The 26,355-nt window shown below is 38.1% G+C and carries 26 protein-coding genes; 11 read left to right on the top strand and 15 right to left on the bottom strand.

Annotated features, from left to right (window positions below):
• A partial coding sequence (locus tag JWG41_RS07295; RefSeq protein ID WP_476737618.1) for an ATP-dependent metallopeptidase FtsH/Yme1/Tma family protein occupies nt 1-729 on the top strand: 729 nt, incomplete at its 5' end.
• Between the two features lie 9 nt (nt 730-738).
• A complete protein-coding gene (locus tag JWG41_RS07290; protein WP_205269267.1) occupies nt 739-1,194 on the top strand; it encodes an EVE domain-containing protein in 456 nt (151 codons plus the stop codon).
• 66 nt (nt 1,195-1,260) lie between these two features.
• Here JWG41_RS07290 and JWG41_RS07285 read toward each other — a convergent pair whose 3' ends face one another.
• From JWG41_RS07285 to JWG41_RS07265, 5 genes are all read right to left on the bottom strand, one after another.
• A complete protein-coding gene (locus JWG41_RS07285; RefSeq protein WP_205269266.1) occupies nt 1,261-1,656 on the bottom strand; it encodes a response regulator in 396 nt (131 codons plus the stop codon).
• A complete protein-coding gene (locus JWG41_RS07280; RefSeq protein WP_205269265.1) occupies nt 1,649-3,679 on the bottom strand; it encodes a PAS domain-containing sensor histidine kinase in 2,031 nt (676 codons plus the stop codon). The genes JWG41_RS07285 and JWG41_RS07280 overlap by 8 nt, the downstream gene beginning before the upstream one ends.
• A gap of 70 nt (nt 3,680-3,749) precedes the next feature.
• Nucleotides 3,750-4,592 carry a CAP domain-containing protein gene (locus tag JWG41_RS07275; protein WP_205269264.1) on the bottom strand — a complete coding sequence of 281 codons (843 nt, stop codon included), beginning with the start codon at nt 4,590-4,592 and terminating at the stop codon, nt 3,750-3,752.
• 8 nt (nt 4,593-4,600) lie between these two features.
• Nucleotides 4,601-5,173: a hypothetical protein gene (locus JWG41_RS07270; protein ID WP_205269263.1), complete on the bottom strand. Its 573-nt coding sequence runs from the start codon at nt 5,171-5,173 to the stop codon at nt 4,601-4,603.
• Nucleotides 5,174-5,221: 48 nt separating this feature from the next.
• On the bottom strand, nt 5,222-6,607 hold the full coding sequence (locus tag JWG41_RS07265; protein WP_205269262.1) for an SLC13 family permease: 1,386 nt from the start codon (nt 6,605-6,607) through the stop codon (nt 5,222-5,224).
• A 107-nt stretch (nt 6,608-6,714) separates the two neighbouring features.
• Here JWG41_RS07265 and JWG41_RS07260 point away from each other — a divergent pair, with 107 nt between their 5' ends.
• Nucleotides 6,715-9,135, top strand: a complete 2,421-nt coding sequence (locus JWG41_RS07260; RefSeq protein ID WP_205269261.1) for a 1-acyl-sn-glycerol-3-phosphate acyltransferase — start codon at nt 6,715-6,717, stop codon at nt 9,133-9,135.
• Between the two features lie 44 nt (nt 9,136-9,179).
• On the opposite strand, the gene JWG41_RS07255 is transcribed toward JWG41_RS07260, so the two are convergent.
• The 4 genes from JWG41_RS07255 to JWG41_RS07240 are packed head-to-tail and all read right to left on the bottom strand — an operon-like array spanning nt 9,180 to nt 13,176.
• Nucleotides 9,180-9,659 (bottom strand): DUF4442 domain-containing protein, encoded by a 480-nt coding sequence (locus JWG41_RS07255; protein WP_205269260.1) that lies wholly within the window; start codon nt 9,657-9,659, stop codon nt 9,180-9,182.
• Nucleotides 9,659-10,552: a DMT family transporter gene (locus JWG41_RS07250; RefSeq protein ID WP_205269259.1), complete on the bottom strand. Its 894-nt coding sequence runs from the start codon at nt 10,550-10,552 to the stop codon at nt 9,659-9,661. Before JWG41_RS07250 ends, JWG41_RS07255 begins: the two co-directional genes overlap by 1 nt.
• Entirely contained in the window at nt 10,549-11,400 is an 852-nt protein-coding gene (locus tag JWG41_RS07245) for an AEC family transporter (protein WP_232373833.1), read from the bottom strand. The genes JWG41_RS07250 and JWG41_RS07245 overlap by 4 nt, the downstream gene beginning before the upstream one ends.
• Nucleotides 11,401-11,460: 60 nt before the next feature.
• Complete coding sequence (locus JWG41_RS07240; RefSeq protein WP_205269257.1) at nt 11,461-13,176, bottom strand: acyl-CoA dehydrogenase family protein; 1,716 nt, start codon at nt 13,174-13,176, stop codon at nt 11,461-11,463.
• An 81-nt stretch (nt 13,177-13,257) separates the two neighbouring features.
• Between JWG41_RS07240 and JWG41_RS07235 the strand changes: the two genes are divergently transcribed.
• Nucleotides 13,258-14,130 (top strand): molecular chaperone DnaJ, encoded by an 873-nt coding sequence (locus tag JWG41_RS07235; RefSeq protein WP_205269256.1) that lies wholly within the window; start codon nt 13,258-13,260, stop codon nt 14,128-14,130.
• Nucleotides 14,131-14,196: 66 nt separating this feature from the next.
• On the opposite strand, the gene JWG41_RS07230 is transcribed toward JWG41_RS07235, so the two are convergent.
• Both JWG41_RS07230 and JWG41_RS07225 read right to left on the bottom strand, forming a co-directional pair.
• Nucleotides 14,197-14,745, bottom strand: a complete 549-nt coding sequence (locus JWG41_RS07230; RefSeq protein WP_205269255.1) for a YceI family protein — start codon at nt 14,743-14,745, stop codon at nt 14,197-14,199.
• A 108-nt stretch (nt 14,746-14,853) separates the two neighbouring features.
• Nucleotides 14,854-15,591 (bottom strand): SanA/YdcF family protein, encoded by a 738-nt coding sequence (locus JWG41_RS07225; RefSeq protein WP_205269254.1) that lies wholly within the window; start codon nt 15,589-15,591, stop codon nt 14,854-14,856.
• Between JWG41_RS07225 and JWG41_RS07220 the strand changes: the two genes are divergently transcribed.
• The 6 genes from JWG41_RS07220 (at nt 15,590) to JWG41_RS07195 (ending at nt 21,054) form a co-directional block, all read left to right on the top strand.
• Nucleotides 15,590-16,603, top strand: a complete 1,014-nt coding sequence (locus JWG41_RS07220; protein ID WP_205269253.1) for a M23 family metallopeptidase — start codon at nt 15,590-15,592, stop codon at nt 16,601-16,603. The two genes, JWG41_RS07225 and JWG41_RS07220, sit on opposite strands and share 2 nt — an antisense overlap.
• Nucleotides 16,604-18,610 (top strand): NAD-dependent DNA ligase LigA, encoded by a 2,007-nt coding sequence (ligA, locus tag JWG41_RS07215; protein WP_205269252.1) that lies wholly within the window; start codon nt 16,604-16,606, stop codon nt 18,608-18,610.
• Nucleotides 18,611-18,955: 345 nt separating this feature from the next.
• Complete coding sequence (locus tag JWG41_RS07210; protein ID WP_205269251.1) at nt 18,956-19,732, top strand: aminoglycoside 6-adenylyltransferase; 777 nt, start codon at nt 18,956-18,958, stop codon at nt 19,730-19,732.
• 44 nt (nt 19,733-19,776) lie between these two features.
• Complete coding sequence (locus JWG41_RS07205; RefSeq protein ID WP_205269250.1) at nt 19,777-20,121, top strand: ArsR/SmtB family transcription factor; 345 nt, start codon at nt 19,777-19,779, stop codon at nt 20,119-20,121.
• A complete protein-coding gene (locus JWG41_RS07200; RefSeq protein ID WP_205269249.1) occupies nt 20,108-20,581 on the top strand; it encodes an SRPBCC family protein in 474 nt (157 codons plus the stop codon). The genes JWG41_RS07205 and JWG41_RS07200 overlap by 14 nt, the downstream gene beginning before the upstream one ends.
• A 56-nt stretch (nt 20,582-20,637) precedes the next feature.
• Nucleotides 20,638-21,054: a GFA family protein gene (locus tag JWG41_RS07195; RefSeq protein ID WP_205269248.1), complete on the top strand. Its 417-nt coding sequence runs from the start codon at nt 20,638-20,640 to the stop codon at nt 21,052-21,054.
• A 349-nt stretch (nt 21,055-21,403) separates the two neighbouring features.
• On the opposite strand, the gene JWG41_RS07190 is transcribed toward JWG41_RS07195, so the two are convergent.
• The 4 genes from JWG41_RS07190 to JWG41_RS07175 form a co-directional block, all read right to left on the bottom strand.
• On the bottom strand, nt 21,404-21,865 hold the full coding sequence (locus JWG41_RS07190; RefSeq protein ID WP_205269247.1) for a GNAT family N-acetyltransferase: 462 nt from the start codon (nt 21,863-21,865) through the stop codon (nt 21,404-21,406).
• Nucleotides 21,866-22,287: 422 nt separating this feature from the next.
• Nucleotides 22,288-22,737, bottom strand: coding sequence for a GNAT family N-acetyltransferase (locus JWG41_RS07185; protein WP_205269246.1), 450 nt, complete (start codon nt 22,735-22,737; stop codon nt 22,288-22,290).
• A 134-nt stretch (nt 22,738-22,871) separates the two neighbouring features.
• Entirely contained in the window at nt 22,872-23,261 is a 390-nt protein-coding gene (locus JWG41_RS07180; protein WP_205269245.1) for a DUF1801 domain-containing protein, read from the bottom strand.
• Nucleotides 23,262-23,431: 170 nt separating this feature from the next.
• On the bottom strand, nt 23,432-24,037 hold the full coding sequence (locus JWG41_RS07175; protein WP_205269244.1) for a YceI family protein: 606 nt from the start codon (nt 24,035-24,037) through the stop codon (nt 23,432-23,434).
• 77 nt (nt 24,038-24,114) lie between these two features.
• On the opposite strand from JWG41_RS07175, the gene JWG41_RS07170 reads away from it, so the two are divergent.
• Nucleotides 24,115-26,343 carry an ABC transporter transmembrane domain-containing protein gene (locus JWG41_RS07170; protein ID WP_205269243.1) on the top strand — a complete coding sequence of 743 codons (2,229 nt, stop codon included), beginning with the start codon at nt 24,115-24,117 and terminating at the stop codon, nt 26,341-26,343.
• The last annotated feature ends 12 nt before the right edge of the window (nt 26,344-26,355 follow it).

Below are 26,355 nucleotides of genomic sequence, written 5' to 3'. Positions count from 1 at the left end.
CAAGAAGAACTCGAAGAAGCACGCGATAAAGTTATGATGGGACCTGAACGTAAGTCTATGTTTATCTCTGACAAAGAGAAAGAAATGACAGCTTACCATGAAGCAGGTCACGCACTTCTTGGCACCTTACTGCCGTATACCGAACCTGTTCATAAAGTAACCATCATTCCACGTGGTAGAGCTCTTGGTCTTACCCAATCTCTTCCTGTGGAAGACAGACATTCCTATCGTAAAAACTATTGTTTGGACAGGATTGTTATGTCTATGGGTGGATACATTGCCGAAGAACTGATCTTTGGTGATCCGTCTAACGGTTCTTCTAACGATATCCAACAAGCAACCAACATTGCACGCCGTATGGTTTGTGAATGGGGTATGTCTGAAAAACTAGGAACCATCCATTACGGATCGGGAGAAACTTCTCCGTTTATGGGAAGAGATTACGGTCATACAAGTAAACCATACTCTGAAGAATTTGCAGCATTGATTGACCAAGAAGTCAAACGCATCATCCAAACATGCCTTGATAAAGGTCGCGATTTGGTGAAAAAGAACCAAAAGAAATTGGATTCCATTGCGAAAGCACTTCTTGCAAAAGAAACAATCGATGCACAAGAGTTAATGGATATTGTCCAACCTTCCTTTGATAAATTCGCTGATTCCAAATCAGGATTAGGATCTAAAAAAGGCAAAGGTGCTTCGGCAACAAAACCTGCATACTCTTCATAAGAAGTATTGATGAAGTATTGGCTCTTTAAAACAGAACCAGATGTGTTCTCTATCGACGACCTAATTAGAGAAAAACTCTCTTATTGGGAAGGGGTAAGAAACTACCAAGCACGTAACTATCTTCGCGACGAAGTTAAGTTAGGTGACTTGGTTCTATTTTATCATAGTAGGCTCGATCCACCAGGGATAATCGGCGTTGCGGAAATTGCCAAAGAAGCAACACCGGATCCTTACCAATTTGATCCCAACCACAAATACTTTGATCCGAAATTGAAAGGTACTGAGCCCAGATGGTATGGAGTGCACTTAAAACCCCATACTAAGTTTAAAGACCTGATTCCTTTGGATACTTTACGAAACACGAAAGGTCTAGAGAAGATGGTTGTGACACAAAAAGGATCTCGGTTATCGATCCAACCTGTGACTAAAAAAGAATTTGAAATTGTTCTAAAAATGGCAAAGTAGAAGGAACCGTCGGTTCGCCACTCGCTCAAAGATCACATTCTCTCATAAAAATTCGAACCAGAAAATTTAGTTCATTTGATAAATGATTTCTTTTAGTTTTTCTAAAGTGATCGGTTTCACTATATAGTTTCCACTTAGATTGTATTTCTCTGCTCTGCGTAAATCTTCCTCGCTGGAAGAACTTGTGACAATATAAACTGTGATATTTTGAAACACCGAAATGGAAGTAAATTCATCTAAAAACTGCCAACCGTCCCATACAGGCATATTTAAGTCTAAAAGGATGAGTTCCGGTAAATTTTCTTCTAGAGAAACCCGAGAGGCTAGCATTTCATAGGCCTCTTTTCCATTTTGACAGACCAAGGTGTGGTTCACGAGTCCCGAAAGGGAAATAATTTGTTTTATTAAAAAAAGGTGAACGGGGTCATCTTCCACAACACAGGCTAAGTTAATTTTATTCATAGGGTAAAAATACAGTAAATTTTGTACCAGTTCCTACATTACTTTCAACTTCTATTTTTCCTCCCATCGTTTCTATTTGGTTTTTTGAAATGAATAATCCAACTCCCCTTGCTTCTTTATTTTCATGAAAAGTTTTATACATTCCAAAAAGTTTGTCTCCGTGTTTCTTTAAATCGATCCCTTGGCCATTGTCTTCAAACTGAATCACAACAAATTTGTTTTTGCGTGAGCCCGAGACCTTTAAAAAACTATTTCGATCTTTCGCTTTGTATTTAATTGCATTGGTCATTAGATTCAGCACTATGCTATCCAAATAGGCAGGAATTCCACGAACCAATAGTGGGGATGGTAAGTTGACTTCCATATTTAAATCTGATTCTAAAATTTGTAAGGCTAAACTTTCGATATTTTTCTGAACTACCTGACCAATATCGATCGATTCATAATTTTCTTGGGCCATATTGACCTTAATCACTGCGGTAAGGTCTTCGATGGTTTGTTTTAAATTTTCAGTGGCTCCTAGTAACAATAACATCATTTCATTTTGAAAATAATCAGGATATGTTTTTTGTAATATATCCATCATTCCACTAATTCCAAAACTATGAGATCGCAAATTATGAGAGACAATATTGGTAAAATTTTTCAGTCGATGGTTCTGTTCATTTGTAATATCGAGTAAAGACTGAATTTCTGCTTCTGCTTTTTTTAATTCAGAAATATCTACAGCAACACCCAAAAAACCAGATATCTTTTCATTTTGTTTTACAGCAGTTATGGATAGAAGTACAGGAAAAGTGGATCCATCTTTTCTTTTATATGTCCATTCGAGAGTATTTGGTTTTCCAATTTTTGCATTGTAAACCAAAATATCAAAACCTTCGATGATTTGATTGTATTCACTCATCAGTAATTTAGCTCGATTTTCTATTTCACTTTCGATATGATAAATTTCAGGTGTAAAATTTCCGATTAACTCCTCTGAAGAATAACCAAACATTCGTTCGGCACCATTATTAAACTCAGTAATCATTCCCTCTGTATCGGTACTAATAATGGCAACCAAAGTGCTGGCGTCTAAAATGGCTTGGTTTTTGGCTAAAGCTAGTTTTAATTTTTGTTCAACTAACTTCCATTCCGTGATGTCAATGATTTGAGAAACAAAATAATGAACTTTTCCTTCTTCATTTTTCACCATCGATACAGCCAAAATAATGTAGACGATGTTTCCATTTTTGTGAAAATATCTTTTCTCCATTTGATAAAACCTTCGTTTATCAGCGACAAGTTCCTCTAAATAACTTAAGTCTGCATTCAAATCATCGGGGTGAGTGATGTCTTGGAAGGTTAACTGCATGAGTTCCGATTCAGCATATCCTACAATTTCACAAACCCTTTTGTTCACCTTAAGCCATTTCCCATTTTCATCAATAAGGGCCATTCCCACCGCAGCATTATCAAAGTTCCCGCGAAAAGCAGTTTCACTGGCCCGAAGATCCTTTTCCAATTTTCGAATTTCAGCAATGGCTTCTTTTGTTCCAAACAAGGATAAGGACTTTCCATCGGAACTAGAACTTTGTAAAATTAATTCATTCGTTTGTGTATCGTTTGTTTTTTGTTGGATTAAATGTTTCACTCGAGTTGAAATTTCTCGGAGTAGTTCCAATTGGTTTGCAGTTAAAGTTTTTGGTTTATCATCTAAAACAAAAATTGCTCCCAAAATAGATCCATCCTCTGAAACCAAAGGAATCCCAATCAAAAACTGAGTGGGAAACTCCTTAAGAAAATTCGCAGTTTGTTTGGAGTTCTGTGTGTGATTGTAGTTCTCGATCTGCACCATCTCTTTTGATGGCCCTATGATTTGGGTAACAAAAGAAACTAGAGAGGGAATTTGATCTGGTGCAATCCCAGATTCTGCAATTGGTTTTTGATCCTTTCCTTCTACGATAGTAATCAGTGAAATTTTTGAGTCACAAATCTGAGTCGCAAGTTTTGCTAAAAAATAAAATTCATTTATATCCAAAAAGAGGTTTTCCTTCGGTCGAATATCCAAAAACCAAATCTTGATTATAAGTTAAGTTTGTCATTCGGAACTAAGGTTTAGCCGTAAACACTTGTACGGCCTTTACCTTATCTATATCATAAAACTTTTTATCTTTGTAAAAGGAAGTCCCTGCACCCATATACGTAAACTCTGGATTGAGGATGTTCTTTCTGTGTCCCGGTGAGTTAAACCAAATCTCTACCACAGCTTTTGCCAAACTCAAATAGGTATGATTGGGAATGGGTGATCCCGCTTTTGTATAACTAAAAAAAGGTCCGCCGTTTTGCACTGGAGTGAACACAGCACGCCCACCTTGGTATTGAATTCCAAATGCGTTAATGATATTTTCTGCAGAGTATGTATCCACAATTCCCACCAAATCCAAACGATCTCGAAGTGTTTCTTTTCCATTCACAGTGCTTGTATGGGAATAAAAATCATAAGTTACCATGTCTTGCGCATGTCCGAAAGCTGCCTGTTCACACTTTTCCGAATATTTAAAAGGACGAAGGCCTAAAGTTTTCCTTTCTTTGGATGTAACATAAAAAACAGCAGCATTTAACAATGGATAATCGATTTTTGCAAAATCAATGGCGCTATTTGCCGGAGCATAGGATGGAAAACTATCCTCTGTAAATACATCGTATTGTTCGACTTTCCACTTATCCGATTCCGGTAATTCCCGACCGTCCTCAATACTTTCTAAAAAAGCTAAATTGGGATCTTGTTGTTCCACAACCTTTTCTACAGGTTCCGGTTTTTTAACTTCTACAACGGGAGCTTTTTTAACTTCGGGAGTTTTACAAACGAAAGTAAATAAACTCAAAACAAAAACAATGGTCAGTGTTCGAGATGGGAATGTGTAAAGGTTTGATTTTGTTTGAAAATTCATAAAGTCTCCTATAGGTAACGATTGTAATCTTGAACCACATTATGGATTAGATTCTTTTCTTTGTTAAAGTGAATTGTTTTCGCTTCTTTGATTCCAGCTTCCCAGATAAATACAAATGGAATTCCAAATAGAGTGGAATGTTTTTGCCGATACTTTTCGCGGCCTACGAGTTTATCGTTTAAATAAAAATCGGCATGGAGGACTCGTTCTTTAGAGTATATGGAAGGTAATAACCCAGCAGTACCTAACATAAATAAGGTGGAAATGGAAGAAATCCAAAAATGTTCGTATTCGTTTACTTCACTTGTATACAAATCGATATGATGGTTGGCCCGGACTCCGTCCGATAGAACACGACCAAAATACCCAGTTTCCATTAAGTATTTTGTATAAATTGCTGTGATTTCTCTTTTGGTTTTATCATTTTCGGGAGTGGAAACTTTAATGGTAAGGATCGCAATTTGTTGTTTGAAATCAGGTCTTGCGATGATGGGAACATCTTCGCTGATATAGTTGTAACAAGAAAAAAGAAAAAATGGGACAAATACTGATAAAACTAAAAGAGATCGAATACTTCGCATAATTCGAAAGTAGAGTAATGGAAGTTGAGGAGAGGAAAAGTCTTTTTTTTAAAACCGAGAAAAATCGACAATTCCCAAGAGATGTAAAATCAGGCCCCCGACTGTCACAAAAAAGGTCCAAGCGATGATGGAAATGATGCCACCAACCTTTAACATCTCTAGACTTCTAATGCCACCATAACTGAAAGCCAAAGCATTGGGTGGAGTGGATACAGGAAGTGGCATGGCAAGAGAAGCACCGATGGTGGCCCCAATGGCTGCAGGCAAAATCAGATTTGTGGGCAAACCCATGGTGATGGGGAGAATCAAATTGGCCACACTGGTATTACTTAGGAAACACGAAAGGCCGAGGGATAGGATGGAAAAAAATAAAAATAAACCCAATTGACCCGAATCACCTAACATAAACAATCCGACAAAATGTTTTGCGAGTCCCGTTTCCTCAAAAGCTTTACCGAGGGCAATCCCGCCACCCATAAGAATGAGCACGTCCCAAGAAAGGTTTCGAAATTCTTTTAAATCCAAAAGTCGAAATCCAAAAAATACAATCACGGGAAACAAAGCTACAGTTCCATTAGAGACTCCATGCCAGTCAGAAGTAATCCAACCAAAGATAGTAATGGCGATGATACCCGAAGCAATGGAACGATCTCGCTTAGAAAGAGAGAGATCGACTTCAGAAACTTGGATGGACGCGACAGAATTTCCCAATTTGTCTTTTTTTAAGTACACAATGTACAAAAGAATAGCAAGTGCAAAAACAGAAAGGATGAATACAGGAAAGGCAAATCCCATCCAATTTAAAAACCCAATTTCCAACCCCTTCTCTTGCAAATACCCAATTCCAATTACATTGGGAAGGGTTCCTACCGGTGTTCCGATTCCTCCCAGATTGGCAGAAAATGGTACAATGAATAAAAGTGATTTTCGCAAAGGATTGTTCTCTTCTAAAGATTTCATCATAGAAGAAACAAGGCCAAGCATCATCGCAGCCGTGGCAGTATTATTCATCCAACAGGATAAAAAAGCAGTGGCAAAACCTAAGGAGAGGAGGAGTAAAAAAGCGGAACCTTTCGTTTTTCGGATCACAAACCGAGCAATGGCAGAATCCAATCCGTAGGATGTGATGGCCGAAGAAATTACAAATCCACCTAAGAACAGTAAAATGGTCTCTGAAAAATAACAAGATAGGAAAGTAATCGTTTTTGGTGCCCCTGGTCCCCAAGCCGGAAGTAACCAGACCAGTTCTAAAAATAGAACTAAAAAACCCGTAACATAGAGAGGGAAGAGTTCTGTCACCCAAAGAAAGGAAACAAGTAAGGCTATGGCCAAATTGATCTCTTGCGGTCGGGTAAGACCGAGCCAGTTTTGATACCAGCCGAAGAGGGCAGGAATCACGGTTAGACTTGAAAATACAATACCGGCTCTAATCATTGTGACTTGACGATTTACACTCTCCTGATACTTTTTCGATAGACTCGAATCGTTTCAAGCAAACAAATAAAGTGAGATTCCCCCTCGATTCGTAATGTTAATTTTTTATGCAAATAGCCTATAACGACTTAAAACAAGCAGTTCTGGGAAGCGGCCCAATGGGTATTATTATCGCTTCCGTATTGGCACAGAAGTTCGACCCCATCACTCTCTGGATTCCAGACAAAGAATTGGTAGAAGCTCTAAAAAAACGCCGCCAAACAGAGATTATGGGAAAGACCATTGATCTTCCTGACCATATCGAGATTGTATCCAGTTTGGATGCTTTTGGAAGAGATGATTGGGCCTTTCATGTTGCCGTTCCCTCTCGGTCTTTTTTGGATAGTGTCCATGCCCTTTTGGAAGTTTTAGATCCAACCAATAGTTATGTATTTTCTTTTTTGACCAAAGGAATTTTGGATTCCAAAAATAGAAAAAAAACTGGGTTCATTACTTACTCGCAATACTTACAAAACTACTTAAAAGAAAGAAATTTTTCCAATGCCTCAGTGGCAGTGGTGAATGGCCCTTCTCTTTTAGGCGAAATTCTAGATGAGAAATTTAGTTTTTTTAATATTGGTTCTTACGAAAAAGAAACTTCCGAATACCTTTCGGAAATACTCACTTCCAATTTTATCAATACATCGGTAACCGATGATGTTGTGGGAATGGAAATTGTAGGTGTCGCAAAAAATCCAATGGCCATTGCCAGTGGGATCGTATCTTTACTTCCTCGTTATGGATCCAACTTACTTGGAGAAATTTTATCCGTGGGATTTCAGGAAGTTCGGGATCTTGCTATGCGTTATGGTGCAAGGCCTGACACTGTGATGGGAAGATCGGGACTTGCCGATTTTATTACTACAGCCACAAGTAACAAAAGTAGAAACAGAGGGTTTGGACAAAAAATTGTCGGTGAACTTTTGTCAGGTGGTGAAAAACTAAGTATCAAAGATCGAATTGAAATTTTCTTTGCTCCCAGATCTTTTATCGAAAGAGAATCTACAAAATGGCATGATAACGTAGAAGGAACTTATGCACTGAGTATTCTCATTGAACTTGCCAACGAGATTCGGCTTCCTTTTACCTTACACAGAACTTTGTTTGATGTACTAACAAGAAAACAACCACCAGATGCCCTCGTTGATTTGATCTGTGGTAAAAAAACAGAATCCAAAAACATTCCACTCGTGGTTCAAAAGAAGGTTGGTCTTAACTTAACCTCCGGAATTGATTTTCAAAATCTTCTTGTGGATCGGATTCTAAAACACATCAGTAACGTTCCGGGAACAGTGATTCGAGTTAAAAAACAATCTTCGGCCGTCATCGAATCCACGCAGAAACGTCTGACTAAAGCCATTCGTAAAAAACAAAAATTAGATGAAGTTAAGTTTGAAGCAGAACTAGAAATTTGGCAAAGGTTTCAAAACTGCCAAAAAGATGAAGAGAACACTTTAGTGAAAGAACTCGTTCGGTTCTATGTAACAGAAATTGCTGACAACTATAGTCCGACGGTTCGAGAATCTGTCCTTCGTTTTGTGGCTCCCATCCGTCTTTTCTCTGGTGGTTTTTTGAAAGGCTCCATGATTCCCCATATTGGTGGAAAAACAGAAGTCGTGAAAGCCCTTTCCTCTAAATACAATTTGTTGTACGCTCCCACTCATAGATCTCACTTAGATTCTGTGGAAGTGGCTTATTCTTTGTTTCACTTAGGACTACCTGTTCCTCGTTATGCGGCAGGAATCAATTTAATGTCCAATCCTTTTTGGGAATGGATGTTAAAGTCCCTTGGCGCCTATGCAGTGGACCGGGAAAGAACCAGGAACAGTTTGTATTTAGAATGTTTGACTCTCTATTCACAAGTGATGTTGGAACAAGGAATCCCATCCCTTGTTTATCCTGAAGGAACTCGTTCCCGCACGGGAGCCATTGTACCTGTAAAAACAGGACTTCTGACAACGGCAGTGAATGCGTTCCGAAGTTCAGGAACAGAGATTGTGATTGTTCCCATTTCTGTATCGTATGAAACCGTTCCCGAAGACAATCAGTTCTGCAATATGCCAGAAGAGTTAGGAATGGCAGGATTTCTTGCCAAACGTTCCAATGTGTATGTAGAGTTTTGTGATCCCATCCCCATTTCCGAATACGCACATACGGAAGATCCAACGCTCGAGCTCAGTTACCGCATTACCAAAGGCTGGAAACAGTATCATAAAATTTTACCGAACCAGATTGTTGCTAAAATCCTAGCGGAGAATGATTTTTCTGTCGAACTTTCGCAGAGTACAATGTTAGTTGAGGATTTTATTTCTCGTCATGATGGAAACTATCTAATCAAAGATCCAGAAGAAGTATGGGAAAAAGGAAAACGGATTTTGGAAAAACGAAAGATGATTGAAGAATCCAATCGAGTGGTTCATTCTAAAAATGATGCCTTACTTTTGTATTATGCGAGTATGATTCCAGAAGACGAAGATAAAAAATACTAATGCTATTAACTAAGGAAAAGTATAAGAGATTTTTTTTCTAATGATTATCCATTTTGAACGGGGAGCCTTCCCCGTTTGCGAATGTAAACTGTCTTTTCTAGTTTGGCAATCACCTCACCCTCTTCGTTTTTTACATCCGTAGTAAAAAGATAATCCCCTTTTTTCTTCACTTCGATTTCTTCTTTGATCCTTTCTATTTCCGAATCAGAAATGCGAAACTCAGCGATGACCTTACCCATTCCTGGTTTTACAAAGATCATATTTCCAGCTTTGTCCCAAACTATATAATCAGAACCCAATCTTTCCAAAAGGATTAACATAAAAAAGGGATCACACATAGAATACAAGGATCCACCAAAATGAACTCCCACATAATTTTTGTTATAGAATTTTAACTTCATTTCGGAACGAAAATAAGAAAAGTCTGGAGCAATTTCTTTGATGCGAATTCCGGCTCCTACATAGGGAGGATAAAAGTTAAATAACCAAATTTTAAATCTTTTTTTCCAAGAGATCTTCTTCATCAAAGATTCGGTTCCTTCGCTTTTTGTTTCGAATTGATTAGATATACTGCAAGGATGGCTAAAGATCCACCAATGATGACGGGAATTTGAACCACTTCATCTAGTATTAAAAAACTACTCAAATAGGCAGAGAGAGGAACGATAAAGATAAAACTACTCGCGATTTCTGGTCCAAGCCTAGTGGCTGCGTAAAAATAAACCGTGGTTCCAAAGGTAGTTGAGACTACAGTTAGATAGAAGATTGAGGCCCAGAAATCAAAACCCATGTCCCAAACCTTCCAAAAACTAGGATCATTGAAACAAAATAGAAATTCGATGATCGATCCCACTGCATAGACATAAAAACTATAAGTAACCGGAGACATGGATTTCCCAGTAGATTGGCTATTGAGAGAAAGAATGGCCCAAACAAAAGAACATAATAAAAAGAATAAATTACCAGATAACAATAAATAATCGATACTGATCTTCCATACTTGCAAAATCACAAGACCACCAAGAAATCCAAAAAACAAACCGATCACTTGTCGTTTGGAAATTCGTTTCTTCTGCACGAGTACAACAATAAAGAAAGTAACAATTGGATTCAGAGTGGTAACAAGAACTCCCCCGGCCCCAGGGAGTCCATTTTTTAAACCCATAAAGAAAAATTGATTATAAAAGGTATAAATGATTCCACCGATCAGAACATTCCAATAATCCTTTCCTGTTTTGAGTTTAAAAGGAATTCGCATCACAAGAAGTAAGGGAATGATTGATAGAAAAGTAGCGAGAAATCTCCAAAACACCAAAACAGAAACGGGAACAGATCCTGCGATCATTTTGCCAATGGGCCAAGAGATTCCCCAAGAGACCATGGCAAGTACAAGTAGAAGTAAAAATTTAAGGTTCAAATATAGTTTCCTTTCAACAAAAAGTTGAGAACGTAAGTTGTGCCAAAGGAAATAGGAATTCCAATTCCTAACATAAGGCTTGCTAAGTGGGGAGAAATATTTTTTTCAATTGTGATGACTGTGGAAGTGACCATCGGAGCCATTGCCGATTCCAAAACAATAGTTTGGTAAAGTAAGGTATCCTCTTTTAAGGGAGAATAAATCCAATATACAAATAAAGGTGCTAAAACCAACTTAAAACCCAGTCCCAAGGCCAGAACTCTGCCATGGCCTGCAATGGTGCGCAGATCCAACATAAAACCTACTGATACCAAAGCCAGTGGCGTGAGAGTGTCACCCAGTCGGAGTAAAACCAATTTTAATGCTTCCGGGTAAGGGAATTGGCGAGTGATGATGGCAACAAACAAAGCATAGATGGGAGCAAATCCCAGAACCCGTTTGAAAAGAGTGGAAAAGTCCCACTTCCCATCCATAGCAATGGATGCTAAAATGATTCCCGGAAAACTAAGAACCATAAAAGTTCCGAGTTGGTCAGCTAAAATTCCATAACCCAAAGATTCTTTGCCTAAGTATGTTTCGAGTAGTGGAAACCCAACAAAGGAAGTATTACCGAGACCAGCAGTTAACACAAGACATACTGCTGTGTGGAACTTTAAAACCTTTAGTTTGTACAATCCAAGAAAGAATACCACAGCAATACCAAATACAACCCATGGCATGGAGGAAGGCAAAAGAGAAGAGGCGTCCACTTTTAATTCATGAACATGATAAAGAACAAGAGAGGGCAAAGAAACAAAAAGGATGAATCCGTTTAACACTTTAGGAGTGGATTCAGGAAACTGGGGCAATCTTCGAAAAACAAGCCCCAACCCAAAACAAATTCCTAATAGTAAAAAGTTCTCCATATTTTAAAAAGAAAGAAAGGTTTCTATGGCCTTTGGATCAAAAAACACTCCTTCTTTTTGTCTCGGTGCTTCGAGTCCGTCTCGCACCATTTCCGCGTATCCATTGGCAAAATGTAGATACTTTGTTTCGAGTTTCCTTTCGCTATCGTGCGCTACTTGTTCGATAAATTCAGCGAGTAAAAATACTTGGTAAGTTACATCTGCAATGTAAACACGATTCATATCTTTCCAATCTTTAGACTGATTTTTGATACAATCTTCCAATTCTTTTCGTTTGGATTGGAATACATTCAATGCATTTTTTAATTCTGGATACTGGTTTGCCGACTTTGTCAATTCATCTAACAAGGATTGAAACGCTGCATAGACTTTTGGTTTTTGTAAGGCATGCAAACAATGATCGGTAATGATGAGATGGGTTCCTTCCCAGGTTTCATTGATGATGGAATCATTATGGAGGCGAGGCAGTGGAGAAAAGTCCCCAATGATTCCATTTCCACCCAAAGTTAAGATTGCTTTTTGCGTGATATAACTGGCTTGCGAAGAAGATTTGTACTTCATAAGAGGAACTGTAATCTCTGCGGCATCATCACTCTTCTCAGCCAGGTTTGCCGACCGAAAGTTTACAAAACAATTCCCTGTTTGTAAGATTTGCATTTCTGCGAGTGTCTTTGTAAAAGAAGGAAATTCTAAAATCTTTTTTCCATAAGCCGTCCGGTACTTCGCATATTCGGAAGCTTCCATCACCGACCTTCTCGCGTTTCCACTAGAACCAATTCCCACATGCAAACGAGAGGTTTTGATGATGTAACGAATGAGATTCACAAGGCCATGACCGGGACGACCAAACTCTTCGGCTTCTACTTTATCATAAATAATTTCTACAGTGAGTTTTCCACGGGAACCAATGATGTCTTTTTTTCGTAAGATATGGTGTCCGTTCAGTTCTCCATTTTCTTTGATCCTGGGAACAAGAAACATACCTACAGTATTGGTTCCTTCCATCTTTGCGGTTGTCACCCAAAGATCACCGGGGTTGGAACAAAACCATTTTTCACCAGTTAACTCCCATTTGCCGTTTGGAAGTTTTTTGGCAATGGTGCGGTTGGCAGAAACGTTACTTCCCCCCACTCTCTCTGTTACATATTGGCCAGCCATAAAATGCGAAGAACTTCCCTTCCCCGCAACGAGAGGTAGGTATTTTTTCTTTTGATCTTCTGTTCCAATTTTTTTGAGGGCTAAAATGATTCCATCTGTCATTGCCAAAGGACAAGCAACTCCACCCTCTCCATTCATATTCATCAAATAGGTGAGCGCATAACGATGGATATGTGTAAAATCAAATTTCCATTCGGGATGAAAATCTAAATTCACCACACCGTGGTCATAAGAAATCTTTCGTGCTAATTTTTGTTCTTCTGAATATTTGATAAAATCGATACGTTTGCCAGTTCGGTCATATTTAACAACCTCGCCGTATTTTCCTTCTTTGTGGCACTCTTCGGTAAGCTCATCCAGAATGCCACCCACGAGTTCCCCGTACTTGCGAATATGTTCTTCCATCGCTTTTTTATGTTCTGGCGTATAAGTTTCTGAATAACGCTGAACCATCCTTTGTAAGGCGGGGTCTATTTCGTAAAAATTCTTACCTCGAACTCCCTTGTATTCGGAAATATCGAACGGTTGTAAGGAAGGATGTTCTGAAATATGGTGGCTCATTCTTCCAGTTCAAAAAAAGGAATAGGATTCACTAGCAAAAAAGTCGCCCAAGTTTGAAATTGGTTCTAGAGTCGATTCTGTATGGTCCAAAGAGTGGAAACGAGAAAATCCAAACAAATTCTGCACGATGTCATCTTCGAACTGCAGAACGTTTCTGAGTCCATGCAATGGTTTATGTCCTATGATCGCCTTTCTGAACTTTTGGAAATCAGAAAGGAAGAATGCCTTCGCAAAGTTTATCAATTCAAATCCGCAAAACCACAAATGACACTTTCCGGTGGATTCCATGAAGTCGACGGGGACTTGCTTGTCGATTTTCTCGCATGGATTTTGGAGTTGGATGAAGTCGCCGAGGATTTCCTAAAAGGCGGAATTTTTTTTAGTGAACGTCCGTTATTTGAACTTCGAGAATCTTACAAAACACTCATTCAAAAAACAGTCGCCAATCACAAACTAGACCGTGAACTCATTTTACTTTTAACAGCAGCTACTGTGGATTTTGATGATGCCGTTGATTCTTATTTGATGGATAAGTTCGAGATTGATTTTTTTGTGAGAAGATCCATCCACCAATTTTTAGAAAAGTTCGAAATTCATCCCGAGTTTGGAGCCGAAGAATTTTTATACGAATACTTAAAAAGTTTGATTCCAACAAAGATTCTCAACTTTCGAGACATCACTCGTGAATTTAGAGATAGAACCTATTATGAGTTATATGGTCGATTTAGAGAAACCAAAAAGAAGAAAAAAAAGATCGTAAAAACAGTTTCTATCGAACTCAAAGATCTATTGGCTTTTTTTGATTTGGAACCTGGTGCAGGAATCACCGAAGTAAAAAAGAAATTCAAAGAACTCTTAAAAAAATACCACCCTGATATTAATAAAAAAGGTGAAGAGATGACAAAACGAATCATCCTCAAATACAATCGTCTCGTCGAACTTCTCGGAACTTAAAGTTTCCAATTTTTACCTAATTTACAAATTACTCTTCCAATCATTTTAGTTGATTCGTTCCAAACTTTATTTCAATTGAATCTGAAAATGATACTTCACCAAAATTTCATCTTTTGCTTTCATAAAAAGTAGAGAAGGATTTTCTAATTCATACTCTGAGAATTTAACCGTGACAGATCCTTCGATCTGAATGGAATTCGGATTCTCTGGTTTCACCAGAGCGTCAGTCGCAAAATCTTTTGTTTTTCCATGAATGGTCAATTTGCCTTTAATTGAGTAGGTCTGATCTTTTCCCGGTTGTATCGATTCAATTTTTACAAGAACGTTTGGCGAATCCGGATATCCTAAGATTTCTTGGATATGAGAATCACGATTGGAATCCCCAGAAGTAATTTTCAAAAGGGGAATTTTAATTTCAAAGGGAGATTTTAAAAGATAACCATTCTTAGAAACTTGGATGTTGGGTGTTTCCATTTGAAATTCATTACAAACACCAGTTACATTTTTTGTTGTATGTTCTACATAAAACTCTATACTTTTCTTTGTGACTTCTACCGCAAAAATGTTAGAAGCCAATAAGAAACTAATAAGAATACCTAGGATGATTCGAACCATATACTTTCTTCCTCAAAATGATTAGACGAAAGTTCTAATAAACTTAGAAAAAAGAATTTATTTTTGAGGGAAGTAGAATCATTCTATTTCAAATATATACACATAACTTTACTTATGTGATGAAATAGGTATGGATCCTTTCCAAGTAGAAACTCCACTCCCTTCAATGGGATAGGGTTTGCCTAAATATTTTGGTGGTGTGTCCCATTGGATATCCCACCAAGCAAGAATTCTTGCCGAAAACTCACGAAAGGAATAATAAGTTTCTTTTTTATAAGTTCGTAAATTGCATTCGTAACCGTATAACTCGAGTTCTAACTCGCTACCTAAATAAATGGCCCTTGGTAAAAAGAAGGATTGGCTCACAAAGATTGCTTTTTTTACAAGAAAAACTTCTTTGGCACGAATGAGAGTGTCGAGTGTTCGAAAACCGGCATGATCCACAAAAATATCTTCTGGTTTCACATTATGGTTTAACATAAATTCCAACATAGGCCGAAGTTCGTTGTAATCGGTTTTTCCATTGTCACCCGAAAGTAAGATTTTTTTGACACGTTTCGCATTATACAATTCCAAACCGCAGGCCAATCGATCCATAAGAATCGGCGAAGGAATTTTTCCATACACAGCCGCACCAGGAACAATCGCCACTTCCGCTTCAGGGATTTCCGTCGGCTGGTGGGAGTGGATGGAAGTTTCGTACACGTACCAAAATCGCAAATTGGTTGCCAATGCGACAAAACTCAAGAATCCCAAAATGAGACCGATCCCAAGAAATAGGGATTTCCACTTGACCCTTGAGAGGAATCGGAACGTTATATTTATGTAGGCCACGTGGTTCTTCATGAAGAAAAAAATTAAAAAGATTACATCTGTTTTTTCACAAGATAATCCGAAAATCAAGAAACAGATTGATAAGGTGAAAGAAAAAGGTCACCAACGGATGACCATTCTTGTCATTCCTCACGGATATGATAGTTCTTTCCACTTCCAAATTTCGCATTTTACCATTCTATTTTTTTTGGCGCTGACCGTTGGGCTCTTAAGCCTTGCCATCTTTGGGATTGTAGGCTCGAGCAACACCCAAACACAAATCAACCAACTCTCCAAAATTTACGGAACTTATTTCGATACCTACATCACTCACGCAAGCCAACTAGAAGAGATGAAAGAAGAGTATTCTAAACTGAACGAAAACATGTTAGAACTCTTTACACTCATTGATGGACAAGATGACGAACTTTTAAAAATTCCTGCAGAGGATTGGATCGAAACTTCTGCTGTGGAATCCTTACAAAAGGAAGAGAGAGAAGACAAACAATTGGATGTGGGCCGTAAGTATTTGAGCGAAATTTATGACCTTCGCCAATTGAAACACCGAATGGACAATTACCAACGTTTGGTGGAAGCAAATTTTCAATTTTTATACCAACGTTCCGATATTTTATCTCGTTCCCCACTTTTTAATCCCATGTATTCTTATAACTTAACTTCTCCTTTTGGGATGAGAAAGTCACCTACCACTGGTTATTGGGAATACCATGACGGTTTGGATATGGCAAATGCTACAGGAACCCCTATTTATGCTTCGGCACCGGGTCGAGTGGTTCGTGTTACCTATTCCAATGTGGGATATGGCCATCACGTCATCATCCAACATGACTTCGGCTTTAGCACGTTATACGGTCACTGTTCAAGAATTTATGTGCGAAACGGACAAGAAATCAAAGCTGGAGAACAAATTGCCGAAGTGGGTGCAACAGGAAACGTAACAGGTCCACACTTACATTACGAAATATTCATTTCGGAAGAAGGAAAAACGGATCCCGAACAATACATGCAAGCAGGAGTTTACTGATTGCCTAAGAAAGAAAATCCCGCCAAACGAATCGCTGAGCTTCGCAAAGAGATTCAAAAACACAACGATCTTTATTATAAAGACAATACACCTAAAATTTCAGACAAAGAATTTGATCTTTTAGTCAAAGAATTACAATCTTTAGAAAAGTCTAATCCCGATTTGGCGGATGATTCCTCTCCTACATTAAAAGTGGGCTCTGACCTCTCTCCACAATTTACTAAGTTCAAACACAAAGTCCCAGTTCTTTCTTTAGAGAATACATACAATGAAACTGAACTTGCAGAATGGCTGGAAAAAACAGGGATAACTGAGCTTTATTCTTTAGAATGGAAAATCGATGGCGCCTCCATTTTATTATACTATGAAAACGGAAAACTCACTCACTGTGTGACAAGGGGCTCTGGTGGTATTGGTGATATTGTTACCGAAAATGTAAAAACCATTGAATCCATTCCGCAAACACTATCTGAACCTTTGAGTCTCACGGTTCGTGGTGAAATTTTTATGACATTTGCCGACTTCGAAGAATTCAACGAAGAATACGGTGGAAAATTTGCCAATCCAAGGAACTTAAGTGCCGGTTCCATCAAACAAAAAGATCCGGCAGATGTCGCCAAACGTCCGTTAAGAATCTATGTTTATGATGTATATTTTTCCTCCTCCCGCAAAGGAATCAACAAACATAAAGACATCATTACCTTATTAAAAAAAGAAAAGTTTCCCCTCGCACCCGACACGTCCATCATCAAAGGAAACAATCTAATCAAAGAAATTGAATCTTTTAGAAAGAAAAAAGACAAAATGCCTTTCCCTGTGGACGGGCTTGTGATCAAACTTGATGACCTCAATCTTCGCGAAAACCTGGGGGAAACAAGCCACTCCCCGCGGTGGGCACGAGCTTTTAAATTTGATGCTCTCCTCAAAGAAACCACCATAGAAGAAATTGATTTTGCTATAGGACGGACAGGAAAAATCACACCACGTGCCAAAGTCACACCAATTTCCCTTGCAGGAACCACTGTCACTTACGCCACCTTACACAACCAAGACTATATTGACCAACTAGGCGCAGGAATCGGTGCCAAAGTTCTCATCTCCAAACGAGGGGAAATCATTCCCGCTGTGGAAAAAGTAACCGTTCCTCCAAAATTTGTTTTTGTATTACCAAAAGAATGTCCGGCTTGCAAAACTAAACTAACCAAGGTAGACGATTCCGTTGATTTTTTCTGCACCAATCGTAACTGCCCCGAACGAAAATTAAACCAACTCATTTTCTTTTGTTCCAAAAAACAAATGAATATCGAAGGCCTTGGCGAAAAACAAATCCAAGTGTTTTTTGAAAAAGGTTGGGTCAAAGACATTCCCGATCTCTATACCTTAGAAAAACACAAGACCAGAATACTTGAGTTAGATGGTTTTGCCGAAAAATCCGTGAAAATCATTTTTGATGCCATAGAAAAATCCAAAGAAAAAGATTTCCGTTTTACCTTACCTTCCATTGGCCTGAACGAAGTTGGTCCCAAAGTCACAGAAATCCTCATTGAACATGGATTTGACGCTTGGGATAAACTTGTCACTCTCGCAAAATCCAAAAATGCAGAAGAAGAGCTGACTTCCATCCACGGCATCGGTCCCAGAACCATCGAAGCCTTACTCGCTCATCTGAAAGACAAAGAAACACTCAAACTCGTAAAAACTCTGATCAAACTTGGCCTAAAATTCCAAGCCGATGAAACCGAAAAAAGCGACATACAACCATTTGTTGGTCAAAGTTGGTGTGTGACGGGAAGTTTCGAAAATTTCCAACCAAGAGATATCGCCATGGACCTCATCACCAAACACGGTGGCAAAAAAGTTTCCGGCGTATCCTCCAAAACCACCCACCTTCTCTACGGCCCCGGTGCTGGATCCAAATTAGAAAAGGCAACCGAACTTGGAGTGACTTTGGTTTCCGAGCCAGAATTTTTAAACCTTTTGAAGAAAGCAGGAATCTCTTTACCTTAGTAAGAAAAGGGTTCCTTCGCTTGGTTCCAAAAAAAATTAATCATTATTACCTGGTCACCTCGAATCGGTTAGCAGATTAGAAATTAATTTAGAGATGACTACTTGGGAGATGATCGAAAGCTGCGAATTTGGTTTTTCCAACTTTGTCAAGTTGGAAAAGACTGTGGGCGAATATACGCAATACAGTTAAACGCACAAAAGAGGGAGTTAAACGTGATTCGTATAAACAACAGGCAAATTAATAGACTTGACGATTATTAAATTTCATTTAATAAAAAAATAACTTATTTAAACAAATGTCGCCTAACATAAATTAAATATCATATAATACAATCACTAATTTCAATGAAAATCTTCGAAACTTACTTAGAAAACTTGATAACCGTAGTGAAGTCGGATACGCGAATTCTTGCCGTATGTTGGGCAGGATCTGCAATTGCCGGTGAACTCGACAAATATTCAGACTTAGACATCGTTCTCGTGACTGAGAATCATGTCACATTTCCGCCAGATGAAATGAAACAATTCGCCAATCAAATCGGTAATCTACTCGTTGGTTTTACTGGGGAACATGTGGGCGAAAATCGTTTACTGATTTGTTTATACAATTCTCCTCTCTTACATGTTGATCTCAAATTCGTTCAGATTCAGGATTTCCATGTTCGAATCGAAAATCCAAAAATCATTTTCGATCGATACAATCAAATCCCAACGATTTATAAAAACACGGATGCGGTTTGGCCAAAACCAAACTTCCAATGGATCGAAGACAGATTTTGGGTTTGGATTCATTATGTTGCCACCAAACTTGGACGAGGTGAATTCTTTGAAGCCATTGATTTTCTTTCATTTTTAAGGGCAAATGTCCTCGGACCGATGCTTCATTTAAAATACGACAAGAATCCCAGAGGTGTTAGGAAATTGGATTTTCTATTATCTCAACCTGATCTCGAAAGTTTGAAAGCAACTTTGCCGGTTTATGAATTCAACTCTATCTTCAATTCCATTTTTGCTTCGATCCAACTTTATTGTGAAATGAGAGATTTTTTAACTCCCAATCTGATCAGGCACGAAATCGCAGAAAAAAAGAGCATTCAGTATCTCAAAGACCTAAAATCGTAAATTTTCGTTGACAGGCAGGCATTTACCTGCATATTAATCCTTGTATGTCGAAAGAAATGGAAGGAGCCGATCTAGTGTTTAAGGCCCTAGCAGATCCGAGCCGAAGGAAAGTGCTCGATCTTCTTTATGCTAACAATGGCCAAACACTTTCTGCTCTTTGTGAAGAACTCGATATGCAAAGACAATCGGCAACACAACACATAGATATTCTTATCAAAGCCAACTTGGTAACAGTGGTTTGGAAGGGGAGAGAGAAACTCCACTTTATCAATCCTGTTCCGATTCATGAAGTCTATGAACGTTGGGTTCGAAAATTTGAAAAGAATCGCTTAGGGTTCTTACACGATCTAAAAGTACAATTGGAAGGAGAAAACGATGGAAAAAAATAGTTTTGTTTATGTTACATTTATACTCAGCACACCGGAGAAAGTCTGGTCTGCGTTAGTGGATCCACAGATCACACGTCAGTATTGGTTGGATCCTTTAGCAAAGAATCCAGCACATATCAATGTTTCCGATTGGAAACCAGGTTCGGTTTGGAAACATGAAAAGGTAGATGAAGCAAATACGGTCGATATCATAGGCAAAGTTATCGAAAGTTCACCTCCTCATCGTTTGGTTCTTACTTGGGCGCGGCCGAAAGAAATGGAAGAAGAATCAAAACATGCACGTGTCACATTTGTTATCGAACCTTATGCCAATGGTTTAGTTCGTTTGGTAGTGACCCACGAAGATTTAGATCCACAAATGTTAGCAGGAATCTCTACTGGTTGGCCCAGTGTTCTTTCCAATCTCAAAACATTTTTGGAATCGGGTCGCCCTCTTGCAGGACACCTTTCTGTGATTTAATTTCCACAAGATCTTAGAATTATGATTTTTTCAAAACGAGTCCAAGGAGAATTAAAATGAACCTACCTTATTCCGGCGGATGCGCTTGTGGCACCATTCGTTACCAAATTTCTGATGAACCCATATTTATGAATGATTGCCAATGTTTAGACTGTCAAAAGATGAGTGGCACAGGCCATGGATCCTATCTTACTTTTCCCTCACGTGCTGCGATCCGATTGGAAGGAGAAGCAACAGAGTTTGATAGAATTGGAGATAGCGGTAATACCAAAACCAGTGGCTTCTGCCCCAAATGCGGTTCTCCCGTTTATATGACATTCGCTGCGATGCCAACATTATTTACAATCCACGCGACAAGCCTTAATGATCCCAGTCGATACAAACCTCAAGTCGCAACATATACGTTACGCGGTCATCTTTGGGACCATCTCGATCCGGCATTGCCAAAATTTGAAAAAATGCCAAAACTCTAATCGTTTATCAGTGGGCGCCTCGAATTCGTTAGTCGATTAGAATCCTATTCTTTACCGACCGCGCTATCCGCTCCAATCTTTCCGATTGGTTTGTAGATAAAAATAGTTATCAAAACGGAAAGGATTTCCGCTACTATCGCTGGCGCGGGGCTTGCTTTGGTAGGTGCAATGAGCAAGACGTCATCCAATTTGTATTGAGTAAATGGAGATTGAATTGGATAGACTGAAGGGAATTCTAGGGCGAATTTTTATACTGCTTGTCAAGTTTATACATATCGAACTAGACTAACCGACGTAGGCTGGCCCTGAGTCCCTAAGCGGTTAGTCGGTGTTATGCGACATTGATTCATTATTTATATTCAATACTTAATTTTATCATGTCTTTACAGATGATTCCATTTTCTATTATAACTTCTTGGTAATTTCTTGAAAAAAAGTCTCGCTCAATTGAAGCAATTCTAAAGCCAATTTTTTGATATAATAACAACTGATTGATACTTGAATTACCAGTACCAATTTCGATTATTTTTGTTCCGTTATTTTTTTCAATATTGATTACAAAATTTATTAATTTCTTTCCTAAACCTTTGTTTTGATGTTCTTCTTTAACGGCTACATTCATAATTTCTTTTTTCAGGTGGTCTATTTCTTTAATAATGATTATTCCAATAGTTTCATCATTGATCAAGGCAGTGTATATTTCACTATCAATTAAATATTCTTTTATTTTTTCAATAGACGGATCGGCTAATAGAAGAAGATCTAAATGAATATTAGTAACTGATTGGATTTTTTTTATTTCGACTTCCATAATTTTAAATTCTTCAGAGTTCTCTTTTTGTCTAGAAGTCCAGCCTTTCCTTCTTTTAAAAATTTTTCACTTCATTTTTATCGACACTCAGTTGATATTCTATATTCTGCACAGAGCTGAGTGAAATTGATACCTCTCTCAAAGCTCGCCATAACGAAATTCAACCTTAAATGTACGACCTGATTCTCCTTCCAAGGCATCTCCATAGCCCTCCTGTAAAGGTGTTCTAGGGGAAGCGAAACCAGAAAGTGTTACCCATGTCCTGAGTGATCCATAAATCAATGTCGTATAACAACGGTAAATATATGCAATACGTTTACTCAGCAAAGAAGTGGAAGTTAAACGTATTTCGTATATATGCGGGCCAATAAAATAAGGTTGTTTTTTGTGGATATGAATTAGAAGCGAATTGAAAACATTCCCTAACCCAACGGATAAGTAAAATGCACCACATCTTCTGCCAATCCACCCGTTGCCCTATAAAAATCGAGAGCGTAGTCATCAACCAGATCTGCTTGGACAAAAACTTCTTCGACTCCTAAATCTTTACAATACGCATTGATACCTTGGATGAGTGATTTTCCAATCCCTTGTCGTTGGTATTTCGTGAGAACGGCTAAATCAAAAATATAAACCAAGGTTTTTTCTGAATAATATTGACGAAGGGTATAAGTAGTCAAACCCCCAATCACTCGATCCTCAAAGATAGAAACAAATACATAGAAATCATCTCGATTCAAAAGTGATTGCAGATATTCGGACTTTGGGATTTGAAAATTTTTCATTTCAAAAACATCTTCAAAAACGCGAATGAGTTCGATAAATTGATTTAAATCACCAGAGGATAGTTTCTTAATTTCGATATTTTTCATGTTGGTTCAAATAGTTACATTGGTTTATACGAATTGATTATATCAGCAGGTAAATCCGAATTTATACTTTATCAATCTGAATCTTATAAACGAATTGTGTATAGCCACCTAAAAAGTATATTTTTAGTCAGATTTTACTTCAATCGTTCAAGAACACCTTTCCGTTTCACAATATTTTTATAGTCCCATTGGATTTTCTTAGATTGGGCAAGCCAACGTTTTAAATCTTTTTTATTGATTTGGCTGGGATCCGTATAACGAACTTCTGCTGCTTTAAAACTTCCTTCTGGTTCTAATCCTTCCACTTCAAAAGTTTGCCCACTCCAAAAAAGAAGTCGAATGCAACTCTTTAGTTTGCTATAACCAACAATCGGATTTCCATCCAAAAACCAAACCGGATGTGCATGCCAAATTTTCTTTTCAGCCTTGGGAAGATGTAAATTGATTTCCTCGTAGAGAACATTACAAACTTCTTTTTCCAGAGCAGATTGGGCCTTGTTGTATGTTTCGATCTCTTTACTCATAGATATGTTCTCACTTTTTTATTTGATACAGGACTCGGTTATCTCAATGGAATACCGAAATCTAAATTTTTATACTACAACACAAATTCTTGAATGATAAAAATTGATCATTTAAGAACTAACGAATCGCCACCTAAGAAGTACTAGACCAGCGATTCGGAAATTTCAAACTATTTACAAACTTTTTTGATTGTTGAGACAACTTTTATATCGACTGTCGGCCAAAGTTTACTCAATCCATCAGCGCCTTTATGCAAATCATTACATTCTGCATTTAGTTTACTAAGCCCCGATTTTAAGCCAAGAGTCAAAACATCCACAGTTCCTGTAACTTCAACCAGATCACCCTTCCAAACAAAGTTCACAGGAACGGATGTTTTAGAATTTCCATATTTCAAATTTAATTTTGCCGTTCCTGTTTCGCCGGCTGTAATATCCGAGAATGATCCGGAAATTTTTCCATTCCCTTTCACAGAACCAAAAAAGAATTTTTTAATTTTACCATCTCTATCTGGAACACCTGAGTTCACAGAAGAAGAATCAATCTGAAACTGTAAAGAATTTACAGCACCAAACTTTGATTTGTCCTTTTGTTTACCAACAACTTTAATCGAATCGAATTTACCTTTAACACCTGTTTTTTCTGTAAATTTGAACGCTGTCCACTCTAATGAGGTTTGAGACGGGTCGTATTCATATGTACAGTTTTCTTGTGCAAAGAGTCCAGTGGAGAAACAGAGTGCGATTAGTACCAAAATAGAATTAAAAATTTTCATAGGAACCTCTAGTTGAAAATAGAAAATCCTGAACAAAGTTTTGTCAAGTGGAGTCTAAGGTTCGAATCACAATTCGCATGTTAAAATTTTTACATTTGTTGGTATTTCATTTCAAGAACCAACTCTTCAAACCCAAAGAAGAATCTCATTCCTTACGGCTTTCTTCCCATGAAGATTTGGCAAAATCAGTTTTGGATTTTTTATCCGAATCTTTACATATCCATTCCGTTCCAAGTCAAATGATCGAGGGATTTCGATCCCTTCGTAGCAAATATTACCAGCTAACAAAGGAAAATTTTTATGATTTTCTATTTGCTGCTTCCCACCAATACCAAATTCGCATCAATATTGTTCAAAAAACAATACAAGACATAAGATCTTATACCACAAAGGATGCGCCTTTTGTCTTCCAGGCGAGAGCGGAAGGGGGAAATTTACCAGAACTTTATGCCATCCTGAGTTACCAAACATCCTCCTATCTAGTCAAACCCCTACATCGGTTTGATGCCGAAGAGGAATGGTATTCTGAAAAAGAATTATTAAAACTCATCGGTATCAAATCAAACAAAGATTATACTGATTGGATCATCGCCGAACCAACCTTCCCATTTTCAACAAACAAAGAAATATCAAAATCACATTCATCCGTTACCAATGCTTTAAAACAAATTTCACACCTGATTCGAATGGAATCCAAAGACGTTTGGATTGTATTTATTTATGGAATCGGAATCGGAATTTTATCTTTAGTGGTTCCTGTTGCGACTTCATCTCTTGTCAACATTGTGGCTTTTGGTGTGATGATCCAACCTGTCATCATATTAACATTGTTAGTTGTATTTTTCCTAGGATTTGCTGGTGCCATGCAAACCATCCAAATCTATGTAGTGGAGATTTTACAAAGGCGTGTCTTTGTGAGAATTGCTACTGAGTTTGCGGTGAAATTTCCCAAAATTCGCCAGGATGTCTTAGACAAACACCACAACCCGGAACTTGTGAATCGATTCTTTGATACGATGACCATTCAAAAATCCATTCATTCCTTGTTAGTTGATGGACTTTCGGTTGTATTGACCACTGTGATTGGTTTTATTCTAATCTCTTTTTATCATCCCATCTTCATCGTGTTTTCCTTTATCATTTTGTTTGTTGGTGGGTATTGGGTTATCTATCGATTGGGAAAACCCGCTGCTGAAAACTATATCAAAATTTCAAAAGAAAAATACAAAGTAGCAGCCTGGTTAGAAGAAATCTCCAGACATTCCGCTCTTTTTCATTCCACATTTGGATCCAATTTCGCCTTGGACAAAGCTGATTCTCTCATTCGAGACTACTTGTATGCCAGAAAAAAATACTTTTTTAACTATATTCGCCAAATCATTGGGCTTGTAGGAATCCAAGCTTTAGCTAGTGCCATCGTACTTGGATTAGGTGGATATTTAGTCATCCATAGACAACTTACGATTGGACAACTTGTGGCGGCAGAACTTGTCATTGCCAAAGTACTCAGTGATATCTCCAAATTTGGAAAACAGTTGGATAGTTTTTATAGTTTGATTGCGGCCGTTGACAAAATCAATTCAGTATTCAACCTACCTACCATCCCGGTAAAAACAGTTGAATTTGAAATTCCCGAAGGCCCAATCCAGGCGCAATTGTCAGGAATTGGTTATTCGTTAACCAATGGTCACAAAATCTTTAGTCAATTCCAACTAAAAATTCCAGCAGGAAAATCCATTGGAATCTCTTCCAATACAGCTTACGATGCACAGATCCTTTTGGATTTGTTATGTGGTCTCAGAGAACCCTCATCAGGTATTGTGGAATACAACCACCAAAACATCCACGACGTTTCCAAAGAACAAATCCACTCTGTTACTTTTTTAGTTCGAGGGAATGAAATCTTTGAAGGAACCATCTTAGAAAACATCCGGGTAGGACGAGAAGAAATACCACTCATTGAGATCAGAGAACTTTTAATAGAGCTTGGAATCTGGGAAACAATCCAATCTTTACCAAATGGAATCCATACTCCACTTTTGACATTTGGTCATCCTTTTGATACGACCCAAACTACAATTCTTTCCTTAGCTCGGGCCATCGTTGGGAAACCAAAACTCTTGTTAATCGATGGAAATTTAGACCAACTACCACCACAAATTCTTTCGGCTTCTCTCAAAGTATTATTACAAAAAAATAAAGAGTTGACCCTACTTGTTGTTTCCAAATCACCAAGTATACTTTCTCAGATGGACCAAGTGTTACGTTTAGAAAACGATAGCCATTCCCTAAAGGTAAACACTTAAAGTTATTATATG

Source organism: Leptospira chreensis, from assembly GCF_016919165.1.
Taxonomy (GTDB): domain Bacteria; phylum Spirochaetota; class Leptospiria; order Leptospirales; family Leptospiraceae; genus Leptospira_A; species Leptospira_A chreensis.
Note: the sequence above shows the minus strand (reverse complement) of the source record. Positions and strands in the feature narration are given on the sequence as shown.